Source organism: Photobacterium sp. TY1-4 (assembly GCF_025398175.1).
Lineage (GTDB): Bacteria > Pseudomonadota > Gammaproteobacteria > Enterobacterales > Vibrionaceae > Photobacterium.
This window is the reverse complement of sequence record NZ_CP099735.1, coordinates 1,786,682-1,812,091: the sequence shown is the minus strand read 5'-3', so window position 1 is coordinate 1,812,091 and position 25,410 is coordinate 1,786,682. Positions and strand designations below refer to the sequence as shown.

20 protein-coding genes are annotated in these 25,410 nt (G+C 53.3%); 12 read left to right on the top strand and 8 right to left on the bottom strand.

Annotated features, from left to right (window positions below; all coding sequences use genetic code 11):
* Position 1 precedes the first annotated feature (1 nt).
* From NH461_RS24815 to NH461_RS24785, 7 genes are all read right to left on the bottom strand, one after another.
* Positions 2 to 1,351 carry a CpaF family protein gene (locus NH461_RS24815; protein WP_261603622.1) on the bottom strand — a complete coding sequence of 450 codons (1,350 nt, stop codon included), beginning with the start codon at positions 1,349 to 1,351 and terminating at the stop codon, positions 2 to 4.
* Positions 1,351 to 2,181 (bottom strand): CpaE family protein, encoded by an 831-nt coding sequence (locus tag NH461_RS24810; protein ID WP_261603621.1) that lies wholly within the window; start codon positions 2,179 to 2,181, stop codon positions 1,351 to 1,353. Before NH461_RS24810 ends, NH461_RS24815 begins: the two co-directional genes overlap by 1 nt.
* Positions 2,178 to 2,804, bottom strand: coding sequence for a CpaD family pilus assembly protein (locus NH461_RS24805; RefSeq protein WP_261603620.1), 627 nt, complete (start codon positions 2,802 to 2,804; stop codon positions 2,178 to 2,180). The genes NH461_RS24810 and NH461_RS24805 overlap by 4 nt, the downstream gene beginning before the upstream one ends.
* Positions 2,805 to 2,811: 7 nt before the next feature.
* Positions 2,812 to 4,176 carry a type II and III secretion system protein family protein gene (locus NH461_RS24800; RefSeq protein ID WP_261604630.1) on the bottom strand — a complete coding sequence of 455 codons (1,365 nt, stop codon included), beginning with the start codon at positions 4,174 to 4,176 and terminating at the stop codon, positions 2,812 to 2,814.
* A 55-nt stretch (positions 4,177 to 4,231) separates the two neighbouring features.
* Positions 4,232 to 5,101, bottom strand: coding sequence for a Flp pilus assembly protein CpaB (gene cpaB, locus NH461_RS24795; protein ID WP_261603619.1), 870 nt, complete (start codon positions 5,099 to 5,101; stop codon positions 4,232 to 4,234).
* A gap of 43 nt (positions 5,102 to 5,144) precedes the next feature.
* Entirely contained in the window at positions 5,145 to 5,321 is a 177-nt protein-coding gene (locus tag NH461_RS24790) for a Flp family type IVb pilin (protein WP_261603618.1), read from the bottom strand.
* A 93-nt stretch (positions 5,322 to 5,414) separates the two neighbouring features.
* Positions 5,415 to 10,334: a DUF1566 domain-containing protein gene (locus NH461_RS24785; RefSeq protein ID WP_261603617.1), complete on the bottom strand. Its 4,920-nt coding sequence runs from the start codon at positions 10,332 to 10,334 to the stop codon at positions 5,415 to 5,417.
* A 179-nt stretch (positions 10,335 to 10,513) separates the two neighbouring features.
* Between NH461_RS24785 and NH461_RS24780 the strand changes: the two genes are divergently transcribed.
* Positions 10,514 to 12,520, top strand: coding sequence for a YncE family protein (locus tag NH461_RS24780; protein WP_261603616.1), 2,007 nt, complete (start codon positions 10,514 to 10,516; stop codon positions 12,518 to 12,520).
* Positions 12,521 to 12,616: 96 nt separating this feature from the next.
* On the opposite strand, the gene NH461_RS24775 is transcribed toward NH461_RS24780, so the two are convergent.
* Positions 12,617 to 13,069, bottom strand: a complete 453-nt coding sequence (locus NH461_RS24775) for a MarR family winged helix-turn-helix transcriptional regulator (RefSeq protein WP_261603615.1) — start codon at positions 13,067 to 13,069, stop codon at positions 12,617 to 12,619.
* A 97-nt stretch (positions 13,070 to 13,166) separates the two neighbouring features.
* Here NH461_RS24775 and NH461_RS24770 point away from each other — a divergent pair, with 97 nt between their 5' ends.
* From NH461_RS24770 to NH461_RS24720, 11 genes are all read left to right on the top strand, one after another.
* Positions 13,167 to 13,931, top strand: coding sequence for a siderophore-interacting protein (locus NH461_RS24770; protein ID WP_261603614.1), 765 nt, complete (start codon positions 13,167 to 13,169; stop codon positions 13,929 to 13,931).
* A 120-nt stretch (positions 13,932 to 14,051) separates the two neighbouring features.
* A complete protein-coding gene (locus tag NH461_RS24765) occupies positions 14,052 to 14,669 on the top strand; it encodes a DUF502 domain-containing protein (RefSeq protein WP_261603613.1) in 618 nt (205 codons plus the stop codon).
* A gap of 169 nt (positions 14,670 to 14,838) precedes the next feature.
* Entirely contained in the window at positions 14,839 to 15,387 is a 549-nt protein-coding gene (gene ectA / locus NH461_RS24760) for a diaminobutyrate acetyltransferase (protein WP_261603612.1), read from the top strand.
* Between the two features lie 19 nt (positions 15,388 to 15,406).
* Complete coding sequence (gene ectB / locus NH461_RS24755) at positions 15,407 to 16,672, top strand: diaminobutyrate--2-oxoglutarate transaminase (RefSeq protein WP_261603611.1); 1,266 nt, start codon at positions 15,407 to 15,409, stop codon at positions 16,670 to 16,672.
* Positions 16,673 to 16,687: 15 nt separating this feature from the next.
* Positions 16,688 to 17,077: an ectoine synthase gene (locus NH461_RS24750; protein WP_261603610.1), complete on the top strand. Its 390-nt coding sequence runs from the start codon at positions 16,688 to 16,690 to the stop codon at positions 17,075 to 17,077.
* A 48-nt stretch (positions 17,078 to 17,125) separates the two neighbouring features.
* Positions 17,126 to 18,553 carry an aspartate kinase gene (locus NH461_RS24745; RefSeq protein ID WP_261604629.1) on the top strand — a complete coding sequence of 476 codons (1,428 nt, stop codon included), beginning with the start codon at positions 17,126 to 17,128 and terminating at the stop codon, positions 18,551 to 18,553.
* A 283-nt stretch (positions 18,554 to 18,836) separates the two neighbouring features.
* On the top strand, positions 18,837 to 19,817 hold the full coding sequence (locus NH461_RS24740) for a nucleoside hydrolase (RefSeq protein WP_261603609.1): 981 nt from the start codon (positions 18,837 to 18,839) through the stop codon (positions 19,815 to 19,817).
* Between the two features lie 201 nt (positions 19,818 to 20,018).
* On the top strand, positions 20,019 to 20,666 hold the full coding sequence (locus NH461_RS24735; RefSeq protein ID WP_261603608.1) for a DsbA family oxidoreductase: 648 nt from the start codon (positions 20,019 to 20,021) through the stop codon (positions 20,664 to 20,666).
* Between the two features lie 418 nt (positions 20,667 to 21,084).
* Positions 21,085 to 22,071 carry a helix-turn-helix transcriptional regulator gene (locus tag NH461_RS24730; RefSeq protein WP_261603607.1) on the top strand — a complete coding sequence of 329 codons (987 nt, stop codon included), beginning with the start codon at positions 21,085 to 21,087 and terminating at the stop codon, positions 22,069 to 22,071.
* Between the two features lie 142 nt (positions 22,072 to 22,213).
* Positions 22,214 to 23,182 (top strand): helix-turn-helix transcriptional regulator, encoded by a 969-nt coding sequence (locus NH461_RS24725; RefSeq protein WP_261603606.1) that lies wholly within the window; start codon positions 22,214 to 22,216, stop codon positions 23,180 to 23,182.
* A 258-nt stretch (positions 23,183 to 23,440) separates the two neighbouring features.
* On the top strand, positions 23,441 to 25,408 hold the full coding sequence (locus NH461_RS24720) for a TonB-dependent receptor (protein WP_261603605.1): 1,968 nt from the start codon (positions 23,441 to 23,443) through the stop codon (positions 25,406 to 25,408).
* Positions 25,409 to 25,410: the final 2 nt, after the last annotated feature.

The following is a 25,410-nucleotide window of genomic DNA, read 5'->3' as shown; positions in this document are numbered from 1 at the left end:
ACTACACTCCCATCACTTGCTTGAGCTGCCCTTCGAGCTGGTAATACCGGGCCTTAGGGCTGAAGCGCGGCAGCGTCCGGGTGGAGACAAAGCGACCGTGGATATTGCCTTGTGTGTCCTGCTCCTGATATTCGAACCGAAACAGATCATTGAGAACATACTGATCGCCCTCGAGCCCGATCACTTCAGTGATCCCGACCACCCGGCGCCGCCCGTCACGCATCCGCTCAATCTGAATCACCACATCCAACGTGCTGGCGATCTGGCGCCGCAACGCAGGCAGCGGCAAGCGAGCCTCAGCCAGCAGCAACATATTCTCCAGGCGGATCAGCGCATCCGCCGGCGTGTTGGCGTGCAAGGTACACATCGAGCCATCATGGCCGGTATTCATCGCCTGCATCATATCGAACGCTTCCGCGCCGCGAACTTCCCCCAAAATAATGCGATCGGGACGCATCCGCAGAGCATTTCGCAGCAAACTGCGTTGATCGACCGCCGCCGTCCCTTCCGAGCTGGCCGGACGGGTTTCGGCGCGGACCACATGCGGCTGTTGCAATTTCAGCTCCGCCGCATCCTCAATGGTGATGATCCGCTCTTCCGGCGCGATCCCGAACGACAGCGCATTGAGCAGCGTGGTTTTACCGGCCCCGGTGCCACCGGAGATCAATACGTTGACCCGGCAGCGGGCGATAATATCGAGCAAGGTCGCCATCTGCGGCGACATTGCCCCCAGCTCTGCCAGCTGGGCCAGACTGCGCTTGTGCTCGCTGAATTTCCGGATCGAAATACAGGTGCCATCCAGGGCCAGCGGCGGGATCATCACGTTCACCCGGCTGCCATCCGGCAGGCGGGCGTCCACCATCGGGTTCAGCTCATCCACCCGGCGCCCCACCCGGCTGACAATCCGGCGTGCCAGATTCAGCACGTGGGCCTCATCGCGAAATGCAACATCCACCGGTTTTAGTTTGCCGTTTTGTTCAATGAACACCGCCTGGGGACCGTTCACCATAATGTCGGTCACGGTTGGATCGTCCATCAGGCTTTGCAGCGGCCCCAGGCCCAGCAACTCATCCACCAGTTGCTGGGTGATACGTGCCTGCTCAGCATGGCCAATCGGGTATTGCATCCGCTGGGCAATTTCACCCACCGCTTCGTAAGTCCGGCTTTCCAGCTCGGATTTCGAGAGCTGAACCACCACCGAAGGCTCAATGGCAGCCATCACTTCATGGCGAATCGCGCTGAACCGCTCCCGCGAAGCACTGGAGGCACTCAAAGCCCCGGACCCCGCCGTCGGTTCGGATGCGAGTTGCGGCTGTGACGAGCGTTCAACAGAGGTTTTGCGTCTGAACATTATGCCCCCTTCAGCCAGCGCAGCAGGCCGCGCCCGGTGGCTGTCTGATCCCCTCGGATCAGACTGACCAACTGTTGCAGCGCCTTGCCGGTTCGATGTTTTTTTGCAATCGCCAACTGCCCCAGGGTCGCACTGGCCATCATGTGATTCGGGGCAAACGGGATCTCGACATCCGGCTTGCGGCCCAGCGCCTGGACCACATCTGCGGCCGTGATCAAGGAAGACGCCTCCGGCTTGGTGTGATTCAGCACCAGAATGGTCTGCGTCGCTGCAGAAGCCTGCAGGGCATCCAACACCAAATGGGTTCGACGAATCGAAGCCAGCGTCGGCTCGACAATCAGTACTTGGATGTCACTGCCGCACAGTGCATTCAGACCAACCTGATCGCGCAGGCTGAAGGCCGGAATATCCCAGAGCAAAAAATCGGACTGGCGCTGGCAAAAGGCGGAAAATGCCTCAAATTCAATTTCCTCCGGCCAGAACGCCTGCGTCAGCTGGCCGCTGTACCCAGTAAAAAGGTGCAGATTTTCCGTCACTTTCACACCACTGCGTGCATAAATCAGCGGCTCCAGGCGTGCCGGGTACTGCAACATTTCCTGCAAGGCCCCGTTGGCATTCACGCTCAGCTGCAGGTCGAGATCGCCGGTGACACAATCGAGATCCGCACAAGCGACTTTGGTGTCCGGGTGGGACGCCAGCCCCCAGGCAATATTGGCGACCAGCGCCGTGGTCCCGGCGCCGCCTTTGGCGCTGGCAACCGCAATCCGCTTCCCGGACTGCGCCGGAGATGCCGACACTTCAGCCTGTTGAGTTATGTATTTTTCCATCATTGATCCCCCGATGTTGCCGTGGTGGCCGACTGTGGTGCGCGCGGTGCCTCGGGCGCTTCAGCCCGGTAATACGCCTCCATAGCGGTCACAGCTTTGCGCCCTTCCATCGGGTCCAGCGCTTCGCCGATCACCAGATCGCGTGGATTGGCCACCATCTGAGCCAGCGCGCTGGCATTGGCACAGCCAAAATTGTCTGAGCCGACAAACCGCTGCGCGAAACGGCTGGGCTCTTTGCCGGCATGGCAAGTCGGGGCCAGGCTACGGTAAGACTCCACCACCAGGGTGAAATCTGCGGAATCATCCTGAGCCGGGGTCGCATAGCGGCTGCTGACCTGGCTCGGGTACACCGCGCGCTGCTGTAATACCTGTTGCAATGCACCAACCGCATCGCCCCCCCGGCGATTGTGTGTTTCAATCACCACACGCAGCGCCGACGGCGCGCCCAGACGGTAGATAAAATCAGCCACGGCAGCGCGATCTTGCGGGTTGAGCGTCTGGCTTTGCAGCTGCATTGACATCCGGTGGGTTACTGCTTCCACCTGAACTTGCGGCTGACGCTGGATCGGGTCGGCAGCACAGGCACTCAGCAGTCCGCTCAGTACGATCATGAATACGATTCGCATGTTCACCTCAGTAATAGAATCCGTTGTCGCCCAACAAGCGAGGCTGACGATTATCAGAACGCAACACGTCCAAACGCGCTTCGGAACTTTGCTGCGGTATGGCCAGCAGACGCTCCACATCACTGAGCGGGATCAGGCCGTCAGTCGGTAGCGGCAACGTATCGCCACGCGTTGGCTGCACCAGATACGCCGTCGCAATGATGATGAGTTCGGTTTCTTCCCGCTGGAACTCATTCGAGCGGAACAGGCTGCCCAGCACCGGCACATCGCCAATCAGCGGGATCTTTTGCAGTTGCTCGACATCTTTGGACTGCAGCAGTCCCCCCAGGGCAAAACTCTGGCCGCTGGCCAACTCAATGGTGGTGGATGCCTTGCGGGTCACAAAAGATGGGAAAGTGGTGCCGTTCACCGCTGTGGTTTCAGAAGCAACCGTGCTGACCTCCGGTGCAACCTGCAGGCTGATCCGGTTTTCACTCAGCACCGTGGGTTTGAAGTTCAGCTGAACCCCGAACGATTTGAACATGACGTTGGCGGTATCGCCGAACACCAACGGCAAGGCCACTTCTCCCCCGACCAGAAACGAAGCTTCCTCGCCACTGAGCGCCGTCAGGTTGGGCTCGGCCAGCACCGACATCATGCCATTGCTGGCCAGCGCATCGACGATCACCGAGAGATCCGCCCAGGAAGCCGGGTTCATGGCACCGGCAGCGCCGCCGTAGTTGTCAAAGAAGCCGAACGTGCCGGTCCCCAACCCGGTACCCTGCGTACCCCATTTGATCCCCAGCTTGTTCGAGACCTTACGGGAGACCTCCGCGATCCGGATCCTCAAATTCACCTGATTCGGCATGGTCACGGCCAGCTGGTTCATCAGCTCATCCTTGTTGCCACCGGTCGGTGGGGCGGCCGACGGCCCGGACGCTTCAGCCTGACCGGATGGAGCCGACTCACCGCTCGAAGCAGACACTTGTGGCTGTGACACATAGCCTTCCGCCAGACGCACAATTTTCTCTGCCATGACCGCAGTCGGCACCTGACCTTTCAGGAACAACTTGCCGGCAAGTGATTCAGCCGAGACCAGTGCATCCGGGAATTCTTTCCCAATCAGTGTATTGAGCGTTTCAACATCATGATTGACTTTGACGGTGGTGGTATAAATCACCCGCTCACCAGCATCAAGCACGTACAGGGACGTCGAACCGGCTTGCTTACCAAACACCATGATTTTGGTGTTGGTCAGGGCCTGGTAATCCGCGACGTTGTCATTGGCGATAAAAATCGACTTCGCCTGTTGCGGCAGGGTGATCAACTGCGCCTGATCCAATACCACATTCAACGCCTGAGCTTGCAAAGCAAAGCTCATGAACAGCAGCATAGCCCCACCAAGCGCTTTGCCGAGCACTTGCCCAAGAACTTGTCCAAGAACTTGTTTAATCATCCTGCATCCCTGTTTTGTTCATCACCCGCTTGTCTTTGGCGCGAAACTCCACCAACCCAATATCCGGCTGCACCAGCCTGGCTTCCGGGAAGATATCGTCAATATGGACTTGCTGCGATTCCGTCCAGTCCAGCGCCTGATCATGTTTGCTGCGCAACGCCATCGATAAGGTGCCGAGCTGGTTGGCCAGCAGCACCTTATTGGCCTGCTCGGGAGAAACTTCCAGCGTCACAGCGCTGTTTTCTGGGATAAATCCCTGATATTTCTCTTGCACCTCCAGATAGCGTTCGGCCTGCACTGCATCATTCAATGCCAGCACCCGCGCTTTCTGAACAATGGTTTTGACATACAGACTGTGGGTTTCATTACCACGGGTTCTGAGCTCCTGCTCTTTCGAGGCCAGCAGCAACACATCAACATAATCACCAGGGCCGATCAGGCCAGAGTTCGCGGTCACCTGATCAACCGGCACCGACACCGCGCGATAGCCGGGACGCAGCATCACGGACAGAAAACCGCCCGCTTCCGGCTGGATAAAATCGGCAACGCTGAGGATTTCCCCGGCGGCAAAATCACCGGCCAGCACGGTTTGACGTAACCGCGCCAGATCGAATTTGGCTCTGTCGATATAATCGAGTCGATGCTGCAGGGCCTCGGCATCAACTTGTTTCCATTCGAACAAGGACGTACTGAACTGCCGCCCGGCTTTCACCGGCCGGGCGGCCACCAGCACTTCCAGTTGTCTTTGCTCTGCCTGTTGTTTTTCAGGCTTCGGCACCGGCACGGTGAGCTGCAAGCCCAACCAGACCAGCCCTGCCAGAGACATCAACAGCGACAGGTAAACAATTCGTTTTGCTTTCATACTTTATTCTGTTTCTGCGAAATAAAAGATGCGGTCAGAAGCCTCAGGATTTATCGCTCTGAATTGAGTTCAATCCGTTAATCACTTCTTCATACGTGGTATTAATCGCCTTGGTGAGGTCCCCGTCACCGCCCAAGAAGTTCATCATGATCAGCGACATTGCTGCGGCCAGAATGGCGTACTCAATCGCAGCCGCGCCGCGCTGTTTTTTTAAATTCATTTTCATTTCATTGGTTCCTAAGGATTTCTTCAAACAATAGGCGTGACTCACCCCACTCCGGGGGAGTCACGATTTTTCTAGGGAATTGCAAAATTAGTCGGATGCCACCAGTCGGTACATGTATGATGAATAATCATATGCAGCAATGACCTTACTTTCGGTCATGTCGTAACACGCCTGGTCACTGGAGCCAGACGGTTGATCGGTAAAGTAGCAACGGTAATAACGGTTATCCGATTCGTTATGACGAAAGACGGAAGTATTGATTGGCAACAGGTTTTGTAGTTCAGTCAGCGCCGGTACCCGCCAGTTTGTCTTGTTACACAGTTGTGCGGCATTTTGTGTCCCCACTTCCGCCTGCACTGCACTGTATTTCAGCCTGCGCTCATCGCCGCTGCTATCAAACAGCTGCCAGGTCAGCTTGCTGTCCGGCTGATAAGCACACTTCGCCTGCGCAATATCGGTGACAACGTTGCCGTCTTTATCCAGCAGTTGATAGGAAGGAGAATGTTCGGCAAGCAGTCGTCCAAGCACGAGGTTATTTTCGCCACCATTCGTATAATCGTAAGTCGTCTGACTATCCATGTTGGCCGTTGGGTGACGATAAATGTATTGGGTGCCGGTCCAACGTGCAGCCTCCGAAGTCCAGTAATCGAATGACGTCTCCCCGTCATACCTAGGCTTGTCGTATTCCGGCAACAATGCCAAGTGATGTGGGAACACTGACGTATCGATGGTGTTCTTGCCGTTCACCGTCGCGGTTTCCAGCGATTGGAGCTGAGCAGGATGTGGCAGTTTCCAGTCCGAACGGCCACAGTGAACTTTCGCATTGGCCGTTTCCAGCAACCCACCGGCACCGAGCACACTCGGCAACCCTGATGCCGAAGCATCGAACGCCAGATCGTCCTGACCTTCCGGTAAGCCATCCTTGAGCAGAGTCCAGGTGCGTGCCCGGGCCGGATCGCGATTATCCAGCACACAACGCCAGCCTTGTGCATATGTGGTGGATGTCGGCAGGAAGCGGCCGTGGATATCCAGTTTCGAGAAGTGTTGTCCAACCAGTGCATCGGCGCTCGTCACAACATAACCTGCATGATGAGCACGTACTAAGCCGTTTTCAGCCTGGGTGGTATAGTCGGCGACACTGTCCACATCGGGTTGCGCCAAGACCAGGGTTTCCAGCGCTTTCAGTGCATCCAGCAGGGTTTGATCATCGCTGCCGGCCAAAGATACCAATGCCGCTTGCAAGGCTTGATTTGACTGAGTTAAGGGGTCCAATAGCGGCGAAAGTGCAGCAATCGCCTCATACAGGCTCAGGCTTTGTGCGTGAATATCACTGCCCATGCCGGCATGATTCAGCGCTTGTACTTGAAGCAACAGCGCCGCATGTCCAACTTTTACATTGGTTACGGCAGCCATGGCTGTCGCAATTTGCTGTACAGCAGCCAACGCCTGCTGTTTCCCGACCAGATCAGCCTGAATCAAAGTGGCCGTTTCGATATCCTGCAGAATCGTCCGTTTGTGCGTTGCATCGAGTCCTTCACGAATATCCAGCATATGCTGGTACAGGGCAAACACCGCGAGCCGTTTCGCATTGGCATCGATTTGCTGCTGTAGGTTGCTTGCAACGCTCTCGGTATCATGGCCGAACGTTGCAATATCCGACAATAGCGTCGCCTGCTGCACTTGATTGACTGTTTTGATGCGGTCAATCAGGCTGACAGCGGCGGCAGATACCGTTTGCCACTGCGCATTGGTCGATGTTTGCAGGTTTTGCAAATCCGTGCGCAGGCTTGCAGCATCAGTCAGCAGTGTCGCCGTCTCCGGCAGGAACCAGGTCGTAACGATATCAGCCGTAGAATATGTCGAAAGATCGACGACCTGACCATTTTGCACCGCAACGAAAGTCGGCTGGCCGTTTTCCATTGAAGTTGCCCAGTATCGCGGATAACTATCATTGATGATAAAGGCATCGTCCCAGGAAGAAGGAATGTAACTGGAATCGCCGGTATTTTTGGCAATCGTGTCTTCTTTCGACAACAAGACCCACCCCGTAAGCCCACACGCAGCGCTATCGATTAGTCCTGGGATGTCGCTTTTTTCATCGGAATAGGCATCCCCTTTATATGTCCAGAACTGCGGTTCGCCTTCCCCTGCTACATCATATTCGGCATAACATTTTGCAGAACCCGACCAATTGCCATTATAAGAACTTAACGCTACTGGCTGGTCCCAGCGGGTCAGGGGAACAACGCGCAGGGCGACAAAATCCGCTGCCGCATCAGTTGCCCACATCACTTGGCCCGGCGCATTGGACTCCCCTTCAATCGCATCCGCTTTCACCCGAACGCCGACTCGCGTTTTGTCATAAGCCTGAGGACCGATATGTTGCGGGTTGCTGGTCACCGGGTGCCAGGTGGTTCCGCCGTCGTTGGTAAACTCATAATGTGTTGCGCTGTCATAGGTGGAATCTGTCCACACCCAACGCAAGCCGTTGGTTTTGACTTCGTTATATCGATCTCCGAAATTTTTATTCACTACTTCCGGGGATGTCGGCGCGTCCGGTTGTTCACCCGAAATAAACTCGGTCGTGTTTTTCAGCACCTGACCCGCCGGCATGCCGTTTTGCACATTGGCTTTCACGCGCACCTGCACCTGGCCAGCCGCCAGGTTCACATCACCAACAACAATCGGTTTGGCGCTCGCACTCTGCCAGCTTTGTCCGCCGTTCAGAGAATATTCGTAATCACCGATCAGGGTAAACGCGGGTACAAACGTCCAGTCAAACGTATTCGCCGTGTCATCAGCCACCGGTTGGGTTGGCGCCGCCGGCTGATCGGGCTTCACGGTGAAGGCAACGGTGTTACTCAGCGCAGCACTGGCTTCACGCCCCGTTAACGGCTCCGCTTTGACGCGTACTTGAACTTCACCCGCGGCAAAGACGCCGTCTTTGGCCAGCGCGTGCGGATTCCCATTGACCGGTTGCCAGTCTTGCCCTTGGATCTGTATTTCATAATCCGTGGCTTGGGTGAAGCCCGGCGTCCAGGCCCAGCCAAACGTATCGGCACTGTCATTTGTCAGCGGCGCAGTCGGCGCAACCGGGGTTGCCGGAGTTTCGGTAAAGGGGGCTAATGAGCATAGAATCTCACCGGCCGGGTGATTGCCTTTGGCGTTGGCTTTCACGCGCACGCATACCTGACCCGCAGCATATTGCTCATCCGGAATAGCCGCCGGTTTACCGTTGACGTTCAACCAGGTTTGCCCACTGTCCAGCGATATCTCATAGAAAGCTGCATCGTCAAAACCTGCGACATTGACCCAATCAAACTGGTTAGCGACATCATTCACCGTCCCCTGGCTCGGGGCCCCAGGTTTGCCAATCTCTTGGGTGAATGCCTGATCCACCACAGCAATCTCCCCTGCCGGCATGCCATTCTCAAGGTTGGCCGCGACACGAAGCTGGACCGCGCCCTTGGCAATGTCAAGGTTCCCAACCGACAGTGGCTTTTGGCTCACCGCTGTCCAGCTTTGACCGTTATCCAGGCTGACTTCATAGTCGGCGTAATTGGTAAAACTGTCGACATAATCCCAGTCCACGAAGTTTGTTTCATCGCTGGCCTGAATGCCGCTCGGCTTGGCTGGCTGCTGAGGTGTTTGGGTAAAGGCGACGCTTGAAGATGCCGCCAGTCCCGCTGCGTGAGGGTTGGCGCCCGAACCGTCGGCCGCGACACGTACTTTCAGATCCCCGGCAGCGATCATCACATCCCCGACCGGTTGCGGTTTCGCGTGGACGATCTGCCAGTTCATTCCTCGATCAACAGAGTATTCGTATGCCGTGGCATGGTCATGCCCCGGAACCAGATCCCAGTCGAACTGATTCCTGGCGTCGTCCACACGCACTGCTGCCGGTGCCGCAGGAACCAACGCCTGTGCCAACGGCTGTTCACTTTTCAGGACCTGACCGGCTTTGAAGCCCTTGCCAGAATCCGCCTTCACCCGCACCTGGATATCACCGGCCTGGTACGCCTTCAGGTCAAGATGAAGCGGTTTTTGCGCGACAGCATGCCAATGTTCACCTGCATCAATCGAAAATTCATAATGCTCCTGAGAGGTCAACAGGCCCACCCATTGCCAGTCAAAAGTACGGGCATTGATATTCAGCGCTCCGCTATCCGGCGCTTTCGGGGCACGCGGCTGAACCAACAGCTGCGCCCCTTCCATTTCCTCTCGGGTGATGGTGATATCCGGCACATAGGCTTGAACCAGATCGCGGATCTGAGCCGTGGTGTGGCTGGTCGTACCGACCAATGGATCGGTTTGAGATTTGAGGGCCTTCACGTCCAGCAAGCCCAGTTTCATGCGCAAGCCAGAGCGAACATCGCTCAAAATCACGCCATTTGACAGTGAGGCTTTTTCAGCTTCCTGCATCAGCGCTGTCAGGCCTTGAGCCAGGGCATGGAGCTGTTTATCTTTGGTATGCGAGCCGGCCAGAAAATCGGAGGTCAGCCGCGTTCGATCAACATCAAGCGTTTGCGCCAGCATTGTGGCAGCCGTTTGAAAATCGACCCCCAGCTGCCGGGCAACGGTCAGGGTCAGGGTCGTGAGGGGGCTGATCACAGCAGCAGTATCCGCCGGAGCACTCAGGGAAAAACCATCCAGGATCGGCGCATTCGGTGAGTCCATATCTACCGTCTGGCTCGCCAGGGCTTCCACCAGGAGATGATACTTCGACAAGTCAATGCCATCGTAGGTTAGTGTGTACCGACCTTGCGCATCGGTTGTCACAATCTGACTGTCTCCGCTATCGCAGCTCAGGTTGTGGTTCATATCGATACAAACCTGAGCGTTTTTGAGATAGCCATCCAGTGCGACACCCGAGATTTCAGCAGTCGCGGCTTCCTTCTCCGTGACTGGCGATAGCTTTGGATCTGAGTCTGAACTATTACACCCCGCCAGTAGCGCACTTGCGATCATCGTCAGCGCAAAAGAGGTTTTCTTCCCTTCCAGCATCATACAACTAACCCTTAATCCATTGATTTTATTAAGTGACAATTTGCACAAAAGCAAAAAACCGCGAAATGATAATAGAAATGATATCTATTATCAATTATATTTGTATTTTGATTTAGTAAGCTAACAATCAGTTCGTAAAACGGGCCAAAAGAGGCCTAAAATCAACAAGAAAGAGTAATATGGAAAAGAAATTTAAGCGTTCGGGGCTCGCTGTATTTGTGGCCAGTTGTACTTTACTGGTCGGCTGTGGCAGTGATGACGACAGTACACAGACAAAAACTGCGGCCTATGATTACAAACAATATCCGATTTGTGTGGACGCCGATCTCAGCGGGACCTGTGATGCGCTGGAAACGACGGTAACCAACCTGGAGCAAAAAATTCAGGGCCAATCTGCCCCGTACCTGATCAACCACGGCGACAATTTTCTGACCGCACCGGCGGCCGCCAAGATCATCAGCCCGTTTACCACCCTCATCCAAAGCGAAATGATGTTTAACCCAAGTGTGTCCGGCAGTCAGGTTCAGGCCGAACAACACTTACAGGCTATTTTTGGTGAAAAGTACGGGATAAATTTCAGCGAGCTTTCAAGCATTCACGGCCCGCAAGCACTGACCGATCAACTCCTGGCTTCATTCCGCCATGCACTCACGCTGCAAGGGGATTCCAGCTATCTCAAAATTGCTGCCGCCGTCGATAAGATGATCCGCGAGCAAAGCTTTGACATTACCAGTCACTTGACGCAAACCGACCTGGATACCCATTTCCTCAACCTGGACAAGCGCTATCTTCTGGCCGGCTCTTACACCACCAGCGCGTTAGCCATGCCGCAGTCGATAACGGTAAATCCAGGAAACGGGATGCTGCTGGCCTTGCTGGCGAATGAGCAGCTGATGCAAATGGATACAGCGACCGGTGCCTATGCTTCATTCTCACCGGCGGTGGAAAGTGCTGCGGCTTTGCCACAAACCGAAATGGGGGGCTATCAGGGGTTTGATCATGATGATGACGACGATGATGATGATGATGACTGGTATCCTGTTCAGAAACCATCCGTCTTGAGCTTTGCGGCACAAGGCAAGGATAACCAACAGGCTTACCTGCTGTACCGGCCCTCACTGAACGGCAATACCTCGGTCAGTAACACCTGTACCTCAACCGGTGAAAACGGGATCTTCTTCACCGAGATCGGCGGTAACAGTCAATCGCAGCCGCTCCCGGCCGAGATGAAGATCGACAGCTTCGGCGGCGCTTCCAGCCTGATCCCGCCGGTCACAGCACAACCGTCCGTACCGGTTTCTTCTGCGCAGTGTCGGAATAATCACATCAACGCCTTTACACCGCTGTATAAGCAAGATCAACTTGTTGCCGTCTTTACCAACGGCTCATATCAACACAGCGAATTACAACTTCTTTCCAGCAAAACCTTAGCGCCGCAAGGGGTACGCTATCCCCTTTCAACAACGCAGCCGCTGCTGGTGGCCGATCACAGCCAGCAGCAGCTGTTGGTGGTTGACGGTACATCCAATCAAGCGACGATCCTGGATAGCCAAACCTTGAAGCCTAAAGCGACACTGGGCACCAGCGATATTTCTGCCGCTGTCTTTACCAACAATGACAGCAGCCTGATTGTCAGCGACGGCACAGAGCGCCTTCACTGGTATGAGATTTCTGCCCCTGGCAGTGTCAGTACCACGCTGGATCTCGGCGCCCCCGTGATCGGCCTTGCCGTATCTCCTGACGGCCAGCTGAGCGCCGCATTGGCCGGGAAACGCCTGTACATCATCGACAACCAAAGCCGCCAGGTGATCCTGTCGCAAGCTTACCAACATGCATACCCATACGGCATGAGCATGCTGAACGATAAAGTCATCATCTCTCGCTACGGCGCGCTGGACTATATTCAATTCGGCAATCTGATCGGCAGCCCGGCAAAAGTCGGCTACCAGTTGATCACCCGGGACTTGATTCACACCTGGGCTGCAAAAGCCAGCCATCCGTTCAGCCCGACCACACTGAGCTATCTGCTCGAAACAACTGGGGCTGAAGCCTCTATCAGTGGCCACTTCAGTAATCTCGATGTCGAGTGGCTCCCTGCCAATGCGACCGCTGCCAGCGACGTCAAAACCGTGGTCCTGTCCGGCTACTTCCGCGGCGAACGGATCCGCATGTACAAGCACCTCTGATGTCCGCGGTGGTCGTATCCACCAACCCAAAAGCGCCGGTCGTTTCACCGGCGCTCTGTTCATGAATGACAACTCTCCGGGCATACGGTGACCCGTTCACCCTTTGCCGCTATCTTCTGCGATATTCCGGATATTATCGGCCATTGCACGGGAAACACGACGAAAAGCCGACAAATCATCCTCACTGATGCCACGCCGCATCTGCTGATCCAGTGCCAGTTCAGCCGCGCGGATCCGGGCAACGAGCTGTGCGCCCTGCCCGGTCAGCGCCAGCAAGTGGCTGCGCTTATCATCCGGGTTCGGCTGCTTCTCGATCAGGTTCAAGGCCATCATCTCTTTTACCAAACGGGCAATTTGCGCTTTGTCTCGCGCCATGGTTTGCACAATGACATTGGCCGTGCACTGCGGGTGCCCATCAATGATGTGCAAGCAGCGGACAACCATGCCGTTGAGTCCGAGCTCTTTGGCCTGGATCGCCTTGCGGATCGCGACTCGGTAATGATGGGAAAGTGTCCAAATCGACTCGGTGATCGGGGTTTGACGCGACATCTGCACCTCATATGATGAGCATAAATATAGTTGACTTTATCAACCTTTAAATTATAGTTGATTTTATCAACCATATTCCAATCAGGCAAACCAATTCATGAAACCCAAAGCAAGACTGGCGCACGTCGCCGAGATCATCGATCTGACCCCGCACCTGCGGCGAATTATTGTCACCGGCGACGACCTGAATGGCTTTCCCGCCGATCAGGACGGGGCGTATGTCAAAGTGATCCTGCCCGAAGCCGCGACCAAGCAGCCGAACCTTGACCTTCACGGTGAGCAACGCCCATTGATGCGCTCTTACACCATCCGCGAGTTCGATCCCCAGACCAACCGTCTGGTGTTGGACTTCGTGGTTCATCGCCATCAAGGCCCGGCGACTGACTGGGCCGCCACAGCGCAACCCGGGGATCCGGTGGGGATTGCCGGTCCCGGGCCAATGAAGCTGACAGATTTTAACGCCCCGGCCTATTTGCTGGTCGGCGATCTGACCTCGGTTAATGCTGTAAACGGCTACGGCAAATGGATCCACCCGCAAGCGGAGATCCGGGCCCTGATCCAAACACCGACCGCTGAAGACTTGATTGACCTCGATATTGATGAGCGCGCCGAAGTCCAGTGGTTGGTTGATGACAGCGACAGCCCGGATCGACTGGCCGATGCCATCCTGAGCCACCTCAGCCAACTGCCGGCTGACACTCACATCTTCCTCGGACTGGAAGCGCGGCAAATCCGTACCCTGCGCAATGTGTTACAGGGTGACGCCGGGATCCCACGTCAGCAAATTCACGTCACCGGCTACTGGAAAAAAGGGGTGGACGCCGATAAGTTCGGCCAGGAGAAACAACGCAACCCATTGTGAGCAAGGTAATCCCGACCGGGCAGGCCTATGATTAAACCAGAGAGCTGAAGAGAAAGCGCCACGGTATCGAGGTGGCCCGACTCTTCCTCGGTTTTCCGCTCAGGCCAAGGGAGCTTTACCATGTTTGGATTTATCAGCAGAAACATCATCACCGGACTCATTACCCTGCTTCCTGTGGTTTTAACGCTATATCTGCTGTATTGGCTGGCGATGTCCGCCGAAGCCCTGTTGGGCAGCCTGATCCAAGCCATTTTGCCACACGATTGGTACTGGCCGGGAATGGGGTTGATCACCGGCTTGTTCGTGATTTTCATGACCGGCCTGATGATGAACGCCTACCTAGTCCAACGCCTGTTCGCCAAAGGGGAGCAAGTGTTGTATCACATGCCGATTGTCCGCTCGGTGTACCCGGCCATCCGCGACTTTTTCGATTATTTCTCCCCCACCACCCGTAAAGAATTCAAGCAAGTGGTCGCCGTCACCCTGGGTGACACCGGCATGCAGGTGATCGGCTTTGTCACCCAGCCGATCCCCGAACGCCTGCCCGCATCCTTTCGTGATGACAAAAGCGTTCTGGTCTATCTGCCGCTCAGCTACATGATTGGCGGCTACGCCGTCCTCATTCCCCGCAACGCCATTCGCCCCCTCGACATGAGCGTTGAAGAAGCCATGCGGTTTACCCTGACCGCAGGCATGACCGGCACAGGGCCGGATCATCCATCGCACCACAATCATTAGAGCTATAAATAAAAACCCAGCACAAAACCAGCACAGCAAAAAATTCACACTTTTATACGCTTTAAAATCAACAAGATAACTAATCACCCATCTGTTTAACATCAATTCAAGGTTGAAATACTTAAATCAATCGCTAGTATATTAATGGAATTAATTAGAGCACTAAACAATGTGGCGACCAATGATTACCATGGCACCATGGGTGATGACCTCTAATCCATCAACTGATAGTCAGGAAGACTACTGCTTTCGCAAACCCAATAAGGAGGACGGTTTACGTGTTCATGAACTCATCGATTCATGCCCGCCTCTGGATACGAACTCCTCTTATTGCAACTTTTTACAAACCACGCACTTTCGCGACACCTGTGTAGTCGTGGAACGAGAAGGCACAGTCGTAGCATTCACCTCAGCGTATATACGCCCGGACACCACCGACACCCTGTTTGTCTGGCAAGTTGCCGTCAGCGCTTCCGAGCGCGGCAAGGGCCTTGGGCTGCAAATGCTGAACAAGATCCTGAGCCGGGAGTGTACTCGCGACATCCGGTTCCTGGAGACCACCATCACAGACGACAACAAAGGTTCCTGGGCCCTGTTCGACAAGCTGAACTCACAGTCGAACCTGCGCGGGGAAGTGACGACGTTTTTAGATAAACACCGACACTTTTCCAGTGCGCACGACAGCGAATACCTGTACCGCATCCAATTAAGAAAATGAGACCTGAATAGGAATTCAAATGAATATCTTCAAAGACCAAGAGTCAAACGTACAATGTTACGCCCGAAACTTCCCCGTCGTCTTTCAAAAGGCAAAAGGAAGCTGGCTGTATACCGCGGACGGTGAAGCATATCTCGACTTTCTCGCCGGTGCGGGTGCGCTCAATTACGGCCACAACAACTCTGTCCTGAAAAAAGCCCTGATGGATTACATTGATGCCGACGGCCTGACCCACGGCCTCGACATGTACTCTGAAGCCAAGGGCGAGTTTTTAACCCAGTTGGAGCAGACGATCCTCAAACCACGCGGTCTGGACTACAAAGTGCAGTTCACCGGCCCGACCGGTACCAATGCCGTTGAAGCCGCGCTGAAACTGGCGCGCAAAGTGACCGGCCGTCACTCAATCGTCGCCTTTACCAACGGCTTCCACGGCGTGTCGTACGGCGCACTGGCTGCCACCGGTAACCAGCACCACCGTGGTGGTGCCGGGATGCCGCTGCAAGGCGTGACCCGCCTGCCGTATGACGGCTACGCCGGTGTCGATGGCCTGGCGCTGTTCGAAACCATGCTCAACGACAACTCCAGCGGGATGGATAAACCCGCCGCCGTGATCCTGGAAGTGGTCCAGGGCGAAGGGGGACTGAACGTCGCCTCAACCCCTTGGCTGCAAAAACTGGACACTCTCTGTAAGCAGCATGACATTTTGCTGATTGTCGATGACATCCAGGCGGGTTGCGGCCGCACCGGCCACTTCTTCAGCTTCGAGCCTGCCGGCATCCAACCAGATATGGTCACCCTGTCGAAATCGATCGGCGGTTACGGCTTGCCGATGGCTATCGTGCTACTCAAACCCGAGTTGGATCAGTGGCTGCCGGGCGAGCATAACGGCACCTTCCGAGGCAACAACCACGCCTTTGTCACCGCCGCCAAGGCGATTGAAACCTACTGGCAGGATAACCAGTTCCAGCAACATATCCAGGCCCGCGCCGAGCAGCTAACAGCAGCACTCGACCCCTTGCTGGCACGCTACCCGGCTCACTTCGATCAGATCAAAGGTCGTGGCCTGATGCAAGGCATCGCCTGCCACGACGGTCAGTTTGCCCATTTGGTTGCCCGTGCCTGTTTTGACGCCGGCATGATCATCGAAACAGCCGGACCGGATGACGAAGTGCTCAAGTTCTTCTGTCCGCTGACCATTACGGAAGAAGAGATGGCTCAGGGGATCGCCATCTTCACCGACGCGGTTGAGAAAACCATTTCATCACGACTGAAAAAAGCATCATAAAGAAAAGGGATCACAATGATTGTCAGAACATTAGAAGAATGTCGCCAAAGTGAACGTCGCGTGGTTGCGGAGAACTGGGAAAGTACCCGGATGTTGCTCAAGGATGACAACATGGGTTTTTCCTTCCATATCACCACCATTTTCAAAAATACCGACACCCACATTCATTACAAAAACCATCTGGAGTCGGTTTACTGCGTGTCGGGCCGCGGGGAAATTGAAACCCTGGCCGATGGTAAAGTCTATCCGATTGAGCCGGGCACCCTGTACATCCTGGATCAGAACGATGAGCACCAGCTGCGTGCCTATAAAGACGAAGATATGGTCATGGCATGTGTCTTCAACCCGCCGCTGACCGGCCAGGAAGTGCATGACAAAAACGGCGTTTATCCGCTGAGCGAATAAATTCTCATCAATCTGGCTTTGGCAACGGCCAAAGCCACTAAGGAGCCTATAATGCATACCGTCGAAAAGATCGGTGGTACATCCATGTCTGCGTTCGACGCAGTGCTTGATAATATTATGTTTTACCCGCAATCCCCCTACCAACGCATCTTCGTAGTGTCGGCCTACGGCGGGATCACCGATGCCCTGCTGGAGTGTAAGCGCTCCGGCGAGCCGGGCATCTACCAGCACATTGCCGACCGCAATGCGATCTGGAAAGAAAAACTCGACGATCTGAAGCAGCGGATGCTGCTGATCAACGACAATATTTTTGCCGATCCCCTGTGCCGCAAGCGGGCTGATAAATTCGTCACCGATCGGTTGAGCCAGGCCCGGGATTGTATCGACAATATTCTGGAGACCTGCCAGTTCAAGCAGTTTTCCCTGTCGGCCTACCTGCCGCAAATCCGGGAGTTCCTGTCTTCGATCGGGGAAGCGCACAGCGCATTTAATACTGTCCTGAAATTGAAAAAACACGGCGTCAACGCCCGGTTTGTCGACTTGTCGGGTTGGGACGACAAACCCGCAGGCTCACTCGATGACGTGATCACTCAGGCAATGAGTGACATCGACCTGTCCAAAGAACTGCCGATTGTCACCGGCTATGTCTACTGCGATGAAGGGCTGATGAAGACCTATGATCGCGGCTACAGCGAGATGACCTTCAGCCGCCTGGCGGTGCTGACCCAGGCCAAACAAGCGGTGATCCATAAAGAGTATCACCTCAGTACTGCTGACCCACGCATTGTCGGCCCGGATGTAGTGATGCCGATGGGGATCTCCAACTACGATGTTGCCGATCAACTCGCCAACCTGGGGATGGAAGCGATTCACCCCAATGCCGCTTCCGGCCTGCGCCGGGCAGAGATCCAACTGGTGGTAAAAAACACCTTCGAGCCGGAACACAAAGGCACTTGGATCACCCCGGATCACCAGCCGGAGACTCAGAAAGTTGAAATCATTGCCGGTCGCGACAAGGTGTTTGCACTGAATATTTTCGATCAGTCCATGGTCGGGAAAGCAGATAACATCGGTTATGACCTGATGCAGATCATCCGCAACGAGCGGGTCCAGCTCATCGGCAAAGAGATGAACGCCAACTCAATCACCTATTATCTGGCCGGTTCATCGACGTCCCATAACCGGGTACTGACGCAAGCCGAGCAAATGCTACCGGACGCCCAAATCACCGGCAATATGGTCGCCTTGATCTCGGCCATCGGTGCCTGTATCGACACCAACGAAGTGTTACGCAGCGGCATGAGCGGGCTGATGGCACAAAATATCACCCCGAAAGCAGCGCACTCATCGCTGCGAAATGTCGATGTCCAGTTTGTGGTGGCCGATGAGGATTATGCGGTGACGATCCGGACCCTGCACGAAACCCTGATCGCCAACCAGTCGGGCCGAAAACAAAAGAAATCACTGGCCGCATAGCCCAACAGTCAACACCGGTTCGCCCGGTCAGCATCAAACGTCCTCAGCGCCCGGGTTTCCCCGGGCGCTTTCTCATCTGAACTCCCCGAAGTTCGGAGAACAGACAGCACACACACAACACTTCTTCGTCCGGGCTGCCCGTCACAAAGTTCCGGTTTATGTCACGAACACAAAACAAAACCCATCATATTTTTTCACATTCCCGTGAATTGACTCACAGGAGGCTCATCCGAAACCGGTTACAATTGTCATACCAATAACCGTAAACAGAACACTTCACCCTATGCCACAAAAAATTATTCTGGATACCGATCCGGGCATCGATGATGCAATGGCGATCCTGTTTGCCGAAGCACACCCGGCCATTGACCTGATCGGCATCACCACCGTCTACGGCAACGCAACCATCGACAACGGCATGCGCAATGCCCTGTATCTGAAAGAGCAATTTCAGCTCAACGCCGACGTCGCCAAAGGCACTGACAAACCCTTGATTCGTCCACCTGTCGGCGCAACCGTCGTGGTTCACGGCGAAACCGGATTCGGCGATTGCCATGCCAGCGAGCCACAGCACGCCACAGCCGATCCCCGCCCGGCGTATCAGTACATCATTGACACCCTCAAAGCCAACCCGGGTGAAATCACCCTGGTTGCCGTCGGCCCGCTCACCAATCTGGCACTGGCACTGGAAGCCGCCCCTGAAATTACCTCGCTAGTGAAAGAAGTGGTGATTATGGGCGGTGCATTCGGCGAAAACGGCCATCGCGGCAACGTCACCCCATACGCTGAAGCCAATATCCATGACGATCCCCATGCGGCAGACAAAGTGCTGACCGCCGACTGGCCGGTGGTGGTGATTGGTCTGGATGTCACTCAAGAGAGCATGTTCTCCTCGGCATACCTGGATGCGCTGAAAGCCGAAGCGGGTCATGTTGGCGAATTTATCTGGGATGTCAGCCGCTACTACCTGCGGTTTTATGCCCAGAAACTCGGAATGGACGGCTGTCATGTTCACGATCCATCCGCCATTGCCTATGTCATCGACCCGGCGCTGTTTACCCTGCGCAAAGGACCGGTCCGGGTCGTCACCGACGGCCCTGCCGAAGGCATGACGCTGCAAAAATATGATGGCCGCCGCTATCAAACAGACGACTGGCAGGACAACCGCAGCCAACGCGTCGGCGTTCAGGTCAACAGCGACGCGCTGCTGGCGCTGTATCGCGAGGCCATCATCAACTATGGTCAGGGAACGTCCGGCAGGTAAGACTGGCTGACAGCCGTTTTTATTCCCCGTTATTCCTGCTCAGGGAGCCACGTCTCGGCTCCCTGCTTTACTTTTCCGAGCTGAAAATCAACCCTTTCCGTCCCGCCGGTGGTAAGAAACCGACACAAGCATTTTAACAACTAAGCTGTTATAAAGGCTGCGGCACATGAAAAACTGGTTCACAACAGGAAGAGGAACACAATGGCGGAACAATTACGGTTAGATATCATTTCGGATGTGGTGTGTCCCTGGTGCATCATTGGCTTTAAACGCCTGGAGCAAGCCATTACCGAGTTGGGTGCTCAGGATAAAGTGACCATCACCTGGCAACCTTTCCAGCTCAATCCGGACATTCCGCCGGAAGGCGAAAACCTGCGTGAACACCTGGCGAAGAAATACGGCACCAGCGTGGCCGACAGTGTGCACGCCCGGGACCAGCTGACCCAGTTGGGTGCCGAGCTCGGCTTTGCTTTTGATTATTTTGACGAGATGAAAACCGTCAATACCCGCGATGCCCATATCCTGCTCGACTATGCCAAGGCCTTCGACAAACAGACCGAGCTGGCCATGCGCCTGTTCACCGCTTTCTTCGGCGAACGCAAAGACATTTCCGACCGCACCGTGCTGGCCAAAGAACTCGAAGCCGTCGGCCTGGATCCGCAACCTGCCATGGCGCAGCTTGACGACAAAGCAACCATCGCCGACATCGAAGCCACCCTGCACGACTGGCCGCGCTACGGCGTGACGGCAGTGCCGACCGTGGTGTTCAACCAGACCGACGCCCTGACAGGTGCCCAGCCAGTAGCAATGTATAAGCAGCTGCTGCAAGAGTTTCTGTCAGCAGATTAACGATGCTCATACCGCCGGGCATTCTGCCCGGCCATCCCATACAATTGAATAAAATCAGTGCCACTTAATTGATTGTATCTTGGGCCCCATCACTCCAACATCGACTATCGAAAGGTTTCAAAACTGTTTCGCTCAATGCCACCTACCAACGAAACAAGAAATGAGATGTAACGACCACAACATCGCTACTCAATTCTGGCTCAAGATGGAAGTAAATCAGTCCCGATGTGAGTAGACAAGAACATAGGCGCTCAACAAAATAGTCCTATCGTCCCTACGACTAATCATACGACGAGAATAAAACAAAAACATGAGACGACGCATATAACACGAAACCTCATCGTGTGGCCCACATCTCAAAATCTTAGTGGAAATTGTGAGCAGTAAGCTGACCAAGCCGTTTTAAATGGGACCAAATATGAACAGCGTTTACTCAAAATCTCGATCCACTCACTTCCAAATAAGGACGTATTGTACGAAAGGCAAAACGACGAATTCAGCGCTTCGCCCCACTTCACTCAGCCAATCCATGAGTGGCTGCCTAGGTTGCCAAATACACACTCTTTCAGGGTACGGTGGATGTATTTCAAATGAACCTCATAAAGATGAACAGCACCATTGCCTGAGACTCCTCACAGTACTTCGAGGCGAACGCCTTCTCTGGCACAATGGCTCCGAGCACCCAACGCATATAGGAAAAGGAAAAAGTGTCCTTATTTTCTCAGCCAACACTTTCAATGACGTGTTCATCAGCGAGGAAGAAAGCTTCATCGAGATAGCCGATATTCGATTTGACTGTCAATATTTGAGTCCTATCTATCAGCAAATGAAAGAACAGGCAGAAATGGGAGAAAACTATCCTTTTACTGAAAACCAACCCATAATTTTTGATACAAGCTTTGAAATTCAGCATTTTATCCGACAGTTAAGCACAGAAGCAGAACGAAAGATGTCAGATGTCACAGATCGCCTTTACAACGCATCACAGGCCTATCTGTGCTTATCCAAACTACTCGGTCAACTCGAGGCATTCAAATCACACAAGAAAGCCGAAGAATGCCCTTGCCTTTCGAGCCGAACCTTAAACAAAATCCGGAAAGCGCACACATTGATCGAGTCAGACCCTGGCCGAAACTGGAGTATCGGTGCGTTGTGCCAGGAAGTCGGTACCAATGAAACCAGCTTCAAACGCGGTTTTAAACTGCTATTTAATACAACGTTCTCTAAATTGCTACAGCAAGCCCGTATGGACATTGCAGCCAGCGAGCTCAAATCTACTGATCGCCCGATCATTGATATCGTATACAAAGTCGGATACTCCAGCCCTTCGCACTTTACGAAGTTGTTTAAACAACACTTTGGCCAGAACCCACTTCAGTATCGGAAATCCCATCAAAGCGCCTAAGTATTCCCTTCCACGCCCCATCATTTAAACGCCCCAGTCAACTGGGGTTTATTTACCAGAAGAGTCTCGAATAATGCAACCATAGACATAACAACTCAATGGTGATAATGTTTCTCATTATCGTTTTATTGGTGTAATTACTATGGCTTACTATCGACTTCCCTTTCATTTAGATCTCATAGAAGAGTCCATCCAAACGAACGGTAACATTGTCTTCAAACATCCACGATGTAAATTTTCACTGCGATGCAACAAATTGAACGACGAAATCGTACTGAGCCAGTTCCATGGACATTTTTGCGCCCCGACTCAGTTGGACACCCCAGACACAGCCGAATACGATTCTGTGACAATCATGCTCAACCTCGGCAACGCGGTTTACTATCACATTCACAGCTTGTCAGAACCGCGAATTTTACCAAGCAACACGATCGCATTGTGCTATTCAGATGCTCGGACCGGGCTGTGTCGATATCAGCCACAAGCGACTCAAATGTTTGCACTGCAAATCCCGAGACAAGTTATACTCGAATACCTCGATGTTATGCAAATTGGCCAGAAGACACAACGACAGCTAAAAAACCGCGAACCCTTTATCATCATAAAACCTGCCACGGCTCAATTCCTTCGTTTTTCAGTCCGGTTATCTATGGCCATCGACCAGTGTGACAGCATCCATCGCCACTTGTCTTACAGCTTTATGAGTGATGCCACTCGCTATTTAATTGAAGACAATGCCTATCCTCAGCAAGTTGATAACAGTAATAGTCTGGGAAAAGCAATTGACATTCTAGATAAAGAGTTTATTACCCCCCCGACTATCACTCAACTAGCACATCGTATTGGCACCAATGAAAACTCATTAAAACAATGGTTTAGGAAAGAACTCAACACCACAATCCATCAATATATCGTTCAACAACGAATGGCAAAAGCAGCAGAACTACTCAATTTCAGTACATTGAACATTTCCCATATCGCGCAAGAAGTAGGCTACGCAAATCATGGTCACTTTTCCGCTGCATTTAAGCGTGAATTTGGCTGCCCGCCGTCAGCCTATCTTTCATTACGCAAAGAGTCGCCTAATCGCATGACTTTACCGAACCAATAGCCAACCCACAAACCTAATGTCCGTTTTAATTTCAACCGCACAGCACCTAAATAGATGCATGATTTATCATTTTTAAACAATGGGTTAATTACGAAATCGAGTCTTTGCTCGTGTAAAAATACTAAGGGTGATTTGTTTAAACCCCACGAAAAACAGAAAACGTCGGTTCGCGCTTTTTTTTCCCCTCATTGAGTTAGCGGAAAAAAGCCAAAATTTGCACCATAGACGATAAAATTGTCATTTGAAGGATCCCGCAAGATGTACAGGCACAGTTTCTTACTTTCTCCCATCACATTAGCCATTATTGCCGCCACCATCAGCCCGATTGCAACGGCTCAAAGTACGTATCAGGAAATCATGATCATCGAGTCCACTAAGCAGGATATTCCTCTGGAGCGCGTCGATAATTCAGTGTTGATTAAAACTGGTGAAGAGCTTGAGAAAGCGGGGATCCACGAAGTGAAAGATTTAGAGAAAGCATTTCCGGGGCTGATGATTCAGACACGAGGTAACCGCACGTATGCCAATACAACCGTACGAGGCGTTAGCTCACCCGACTATTATTCACCCACAATCAGTATCTACGTTGATGGTGTACTGCAAGACAGTGCATTCCTCACCCAGCAGTTATTGAACGTAGAACAAGTCGAATTACTCAGAGGTCCTCAAGGCACGCTATACGGAGGCAATGCTCAAGGTGGTGTCATCAACATTACGACAAAAAAGGCTACCGATGAGACCGTAGCTTCAGCAGGTGTTACCTACAGCAATCGAAGTCAACAGCTTGATGGCTCAGCCGCCGTCGCGATTAGCGAAACAACCTATGCTGATGTTGCAATCCGCTCATTAAAAGACGAAGGAAACATTCGTCATATTCCAAGCAATACGGATGATGCCAATGAAACCGAAGACTTTAGCGGTACTGCCCGATTCCACTATCTGCCTGAGCAATCACCACTCTCCCTCACCTTTTCAGTATCTTCTGCGCACTTAGACAGCCATGAAGAGTGGTATTTAACTCAAGAAGAATATAACAACAAGGCGACCAGCCAAGACATCCCTGAACTTAAACGTGTCGTCAATAGCTATGCTTTAAATGTGGGTTACGATCTTGGGGCTACCCAGTTAACCAGTATCACGGCGTACCAGAATCGCAACGTTGACCGTCAGTTTGTCGGTGGAAAATGGGTGGAAGACCAAAACACCTTCAGCCAAGAGGTACGCGCTAACACCCAATTCAACGATGACCTTTCAACATTAGTTGGTGGCTACTACGAAAATCGGCGCTTTGATGTTAACACGGGTGCTCAGAATGACATCAAGACCGATACCTATGCTCTATTTGGCCAAGCGACTTATGCGCTAACACAAAGTGTCGACCTCACTGGCGGATTACGCGCATCAAGATTCGCTTCTGAGTCCGACTTTGGCGGTAACTCCGCTTGGATGATTGACAGTTACCAATCGGACAAGTCGGAAAGTGTGGTTTCACCAAAAGCGGCGCTTGGCTGGCAAGTGGATGAAGATTCAAGAATATTTGCCTCAATAACCAGCGGTTACAGACCTGGTAGCTTTAGTCCAGTTCCACGCAGCTCAGGCGATACCAATGGCTATGATGCAGAGAAATCTCTAAATGGTGAATTGGGGTGGCGAACCATCTTGCTCGATCATACCCTACACTTTAGTGGCGCTCTATACTGGATCGACACAAAAGATATTCAATTGTACACGGGCAACCCCAACAGTCAGGTCCTAACCAATATGGGCGATGCTCAAAGTAAAGGAATTGAACTCGACCTTGCTTACTACCCAACAGATGATCTGACTCTGACACTAGGTGCCACCTTCGGTCAGTCGACATTCGAATCGGGCAACAATGGTATTCAAGGCAACACTCTGCCTTATGCACCGGATACAACCGCTGTAGCTGGGCTTGAGTATTACTTGCCTCAAACGTGGGTAGACGGCGACATTTCAATCATTACCAACGCACGATACACCTCAAAAATCTACTTTGATGAAAACAACACGGTGGCACAAGACGGATATACTCTGGTCGACTTAGCTATTCAGTATGCCATCAATGACAACCTCTCTCTGCGCTTGTTCAGTCATAACTTGACCGACAAAGAGTACGTCACCTATGCGTACACTCGAAGCAACACGCGCTACAGCAACTACGGTACAGCGCGAGAGGTTGGCTTGAACATGAAGCTGGAGTGGTAATA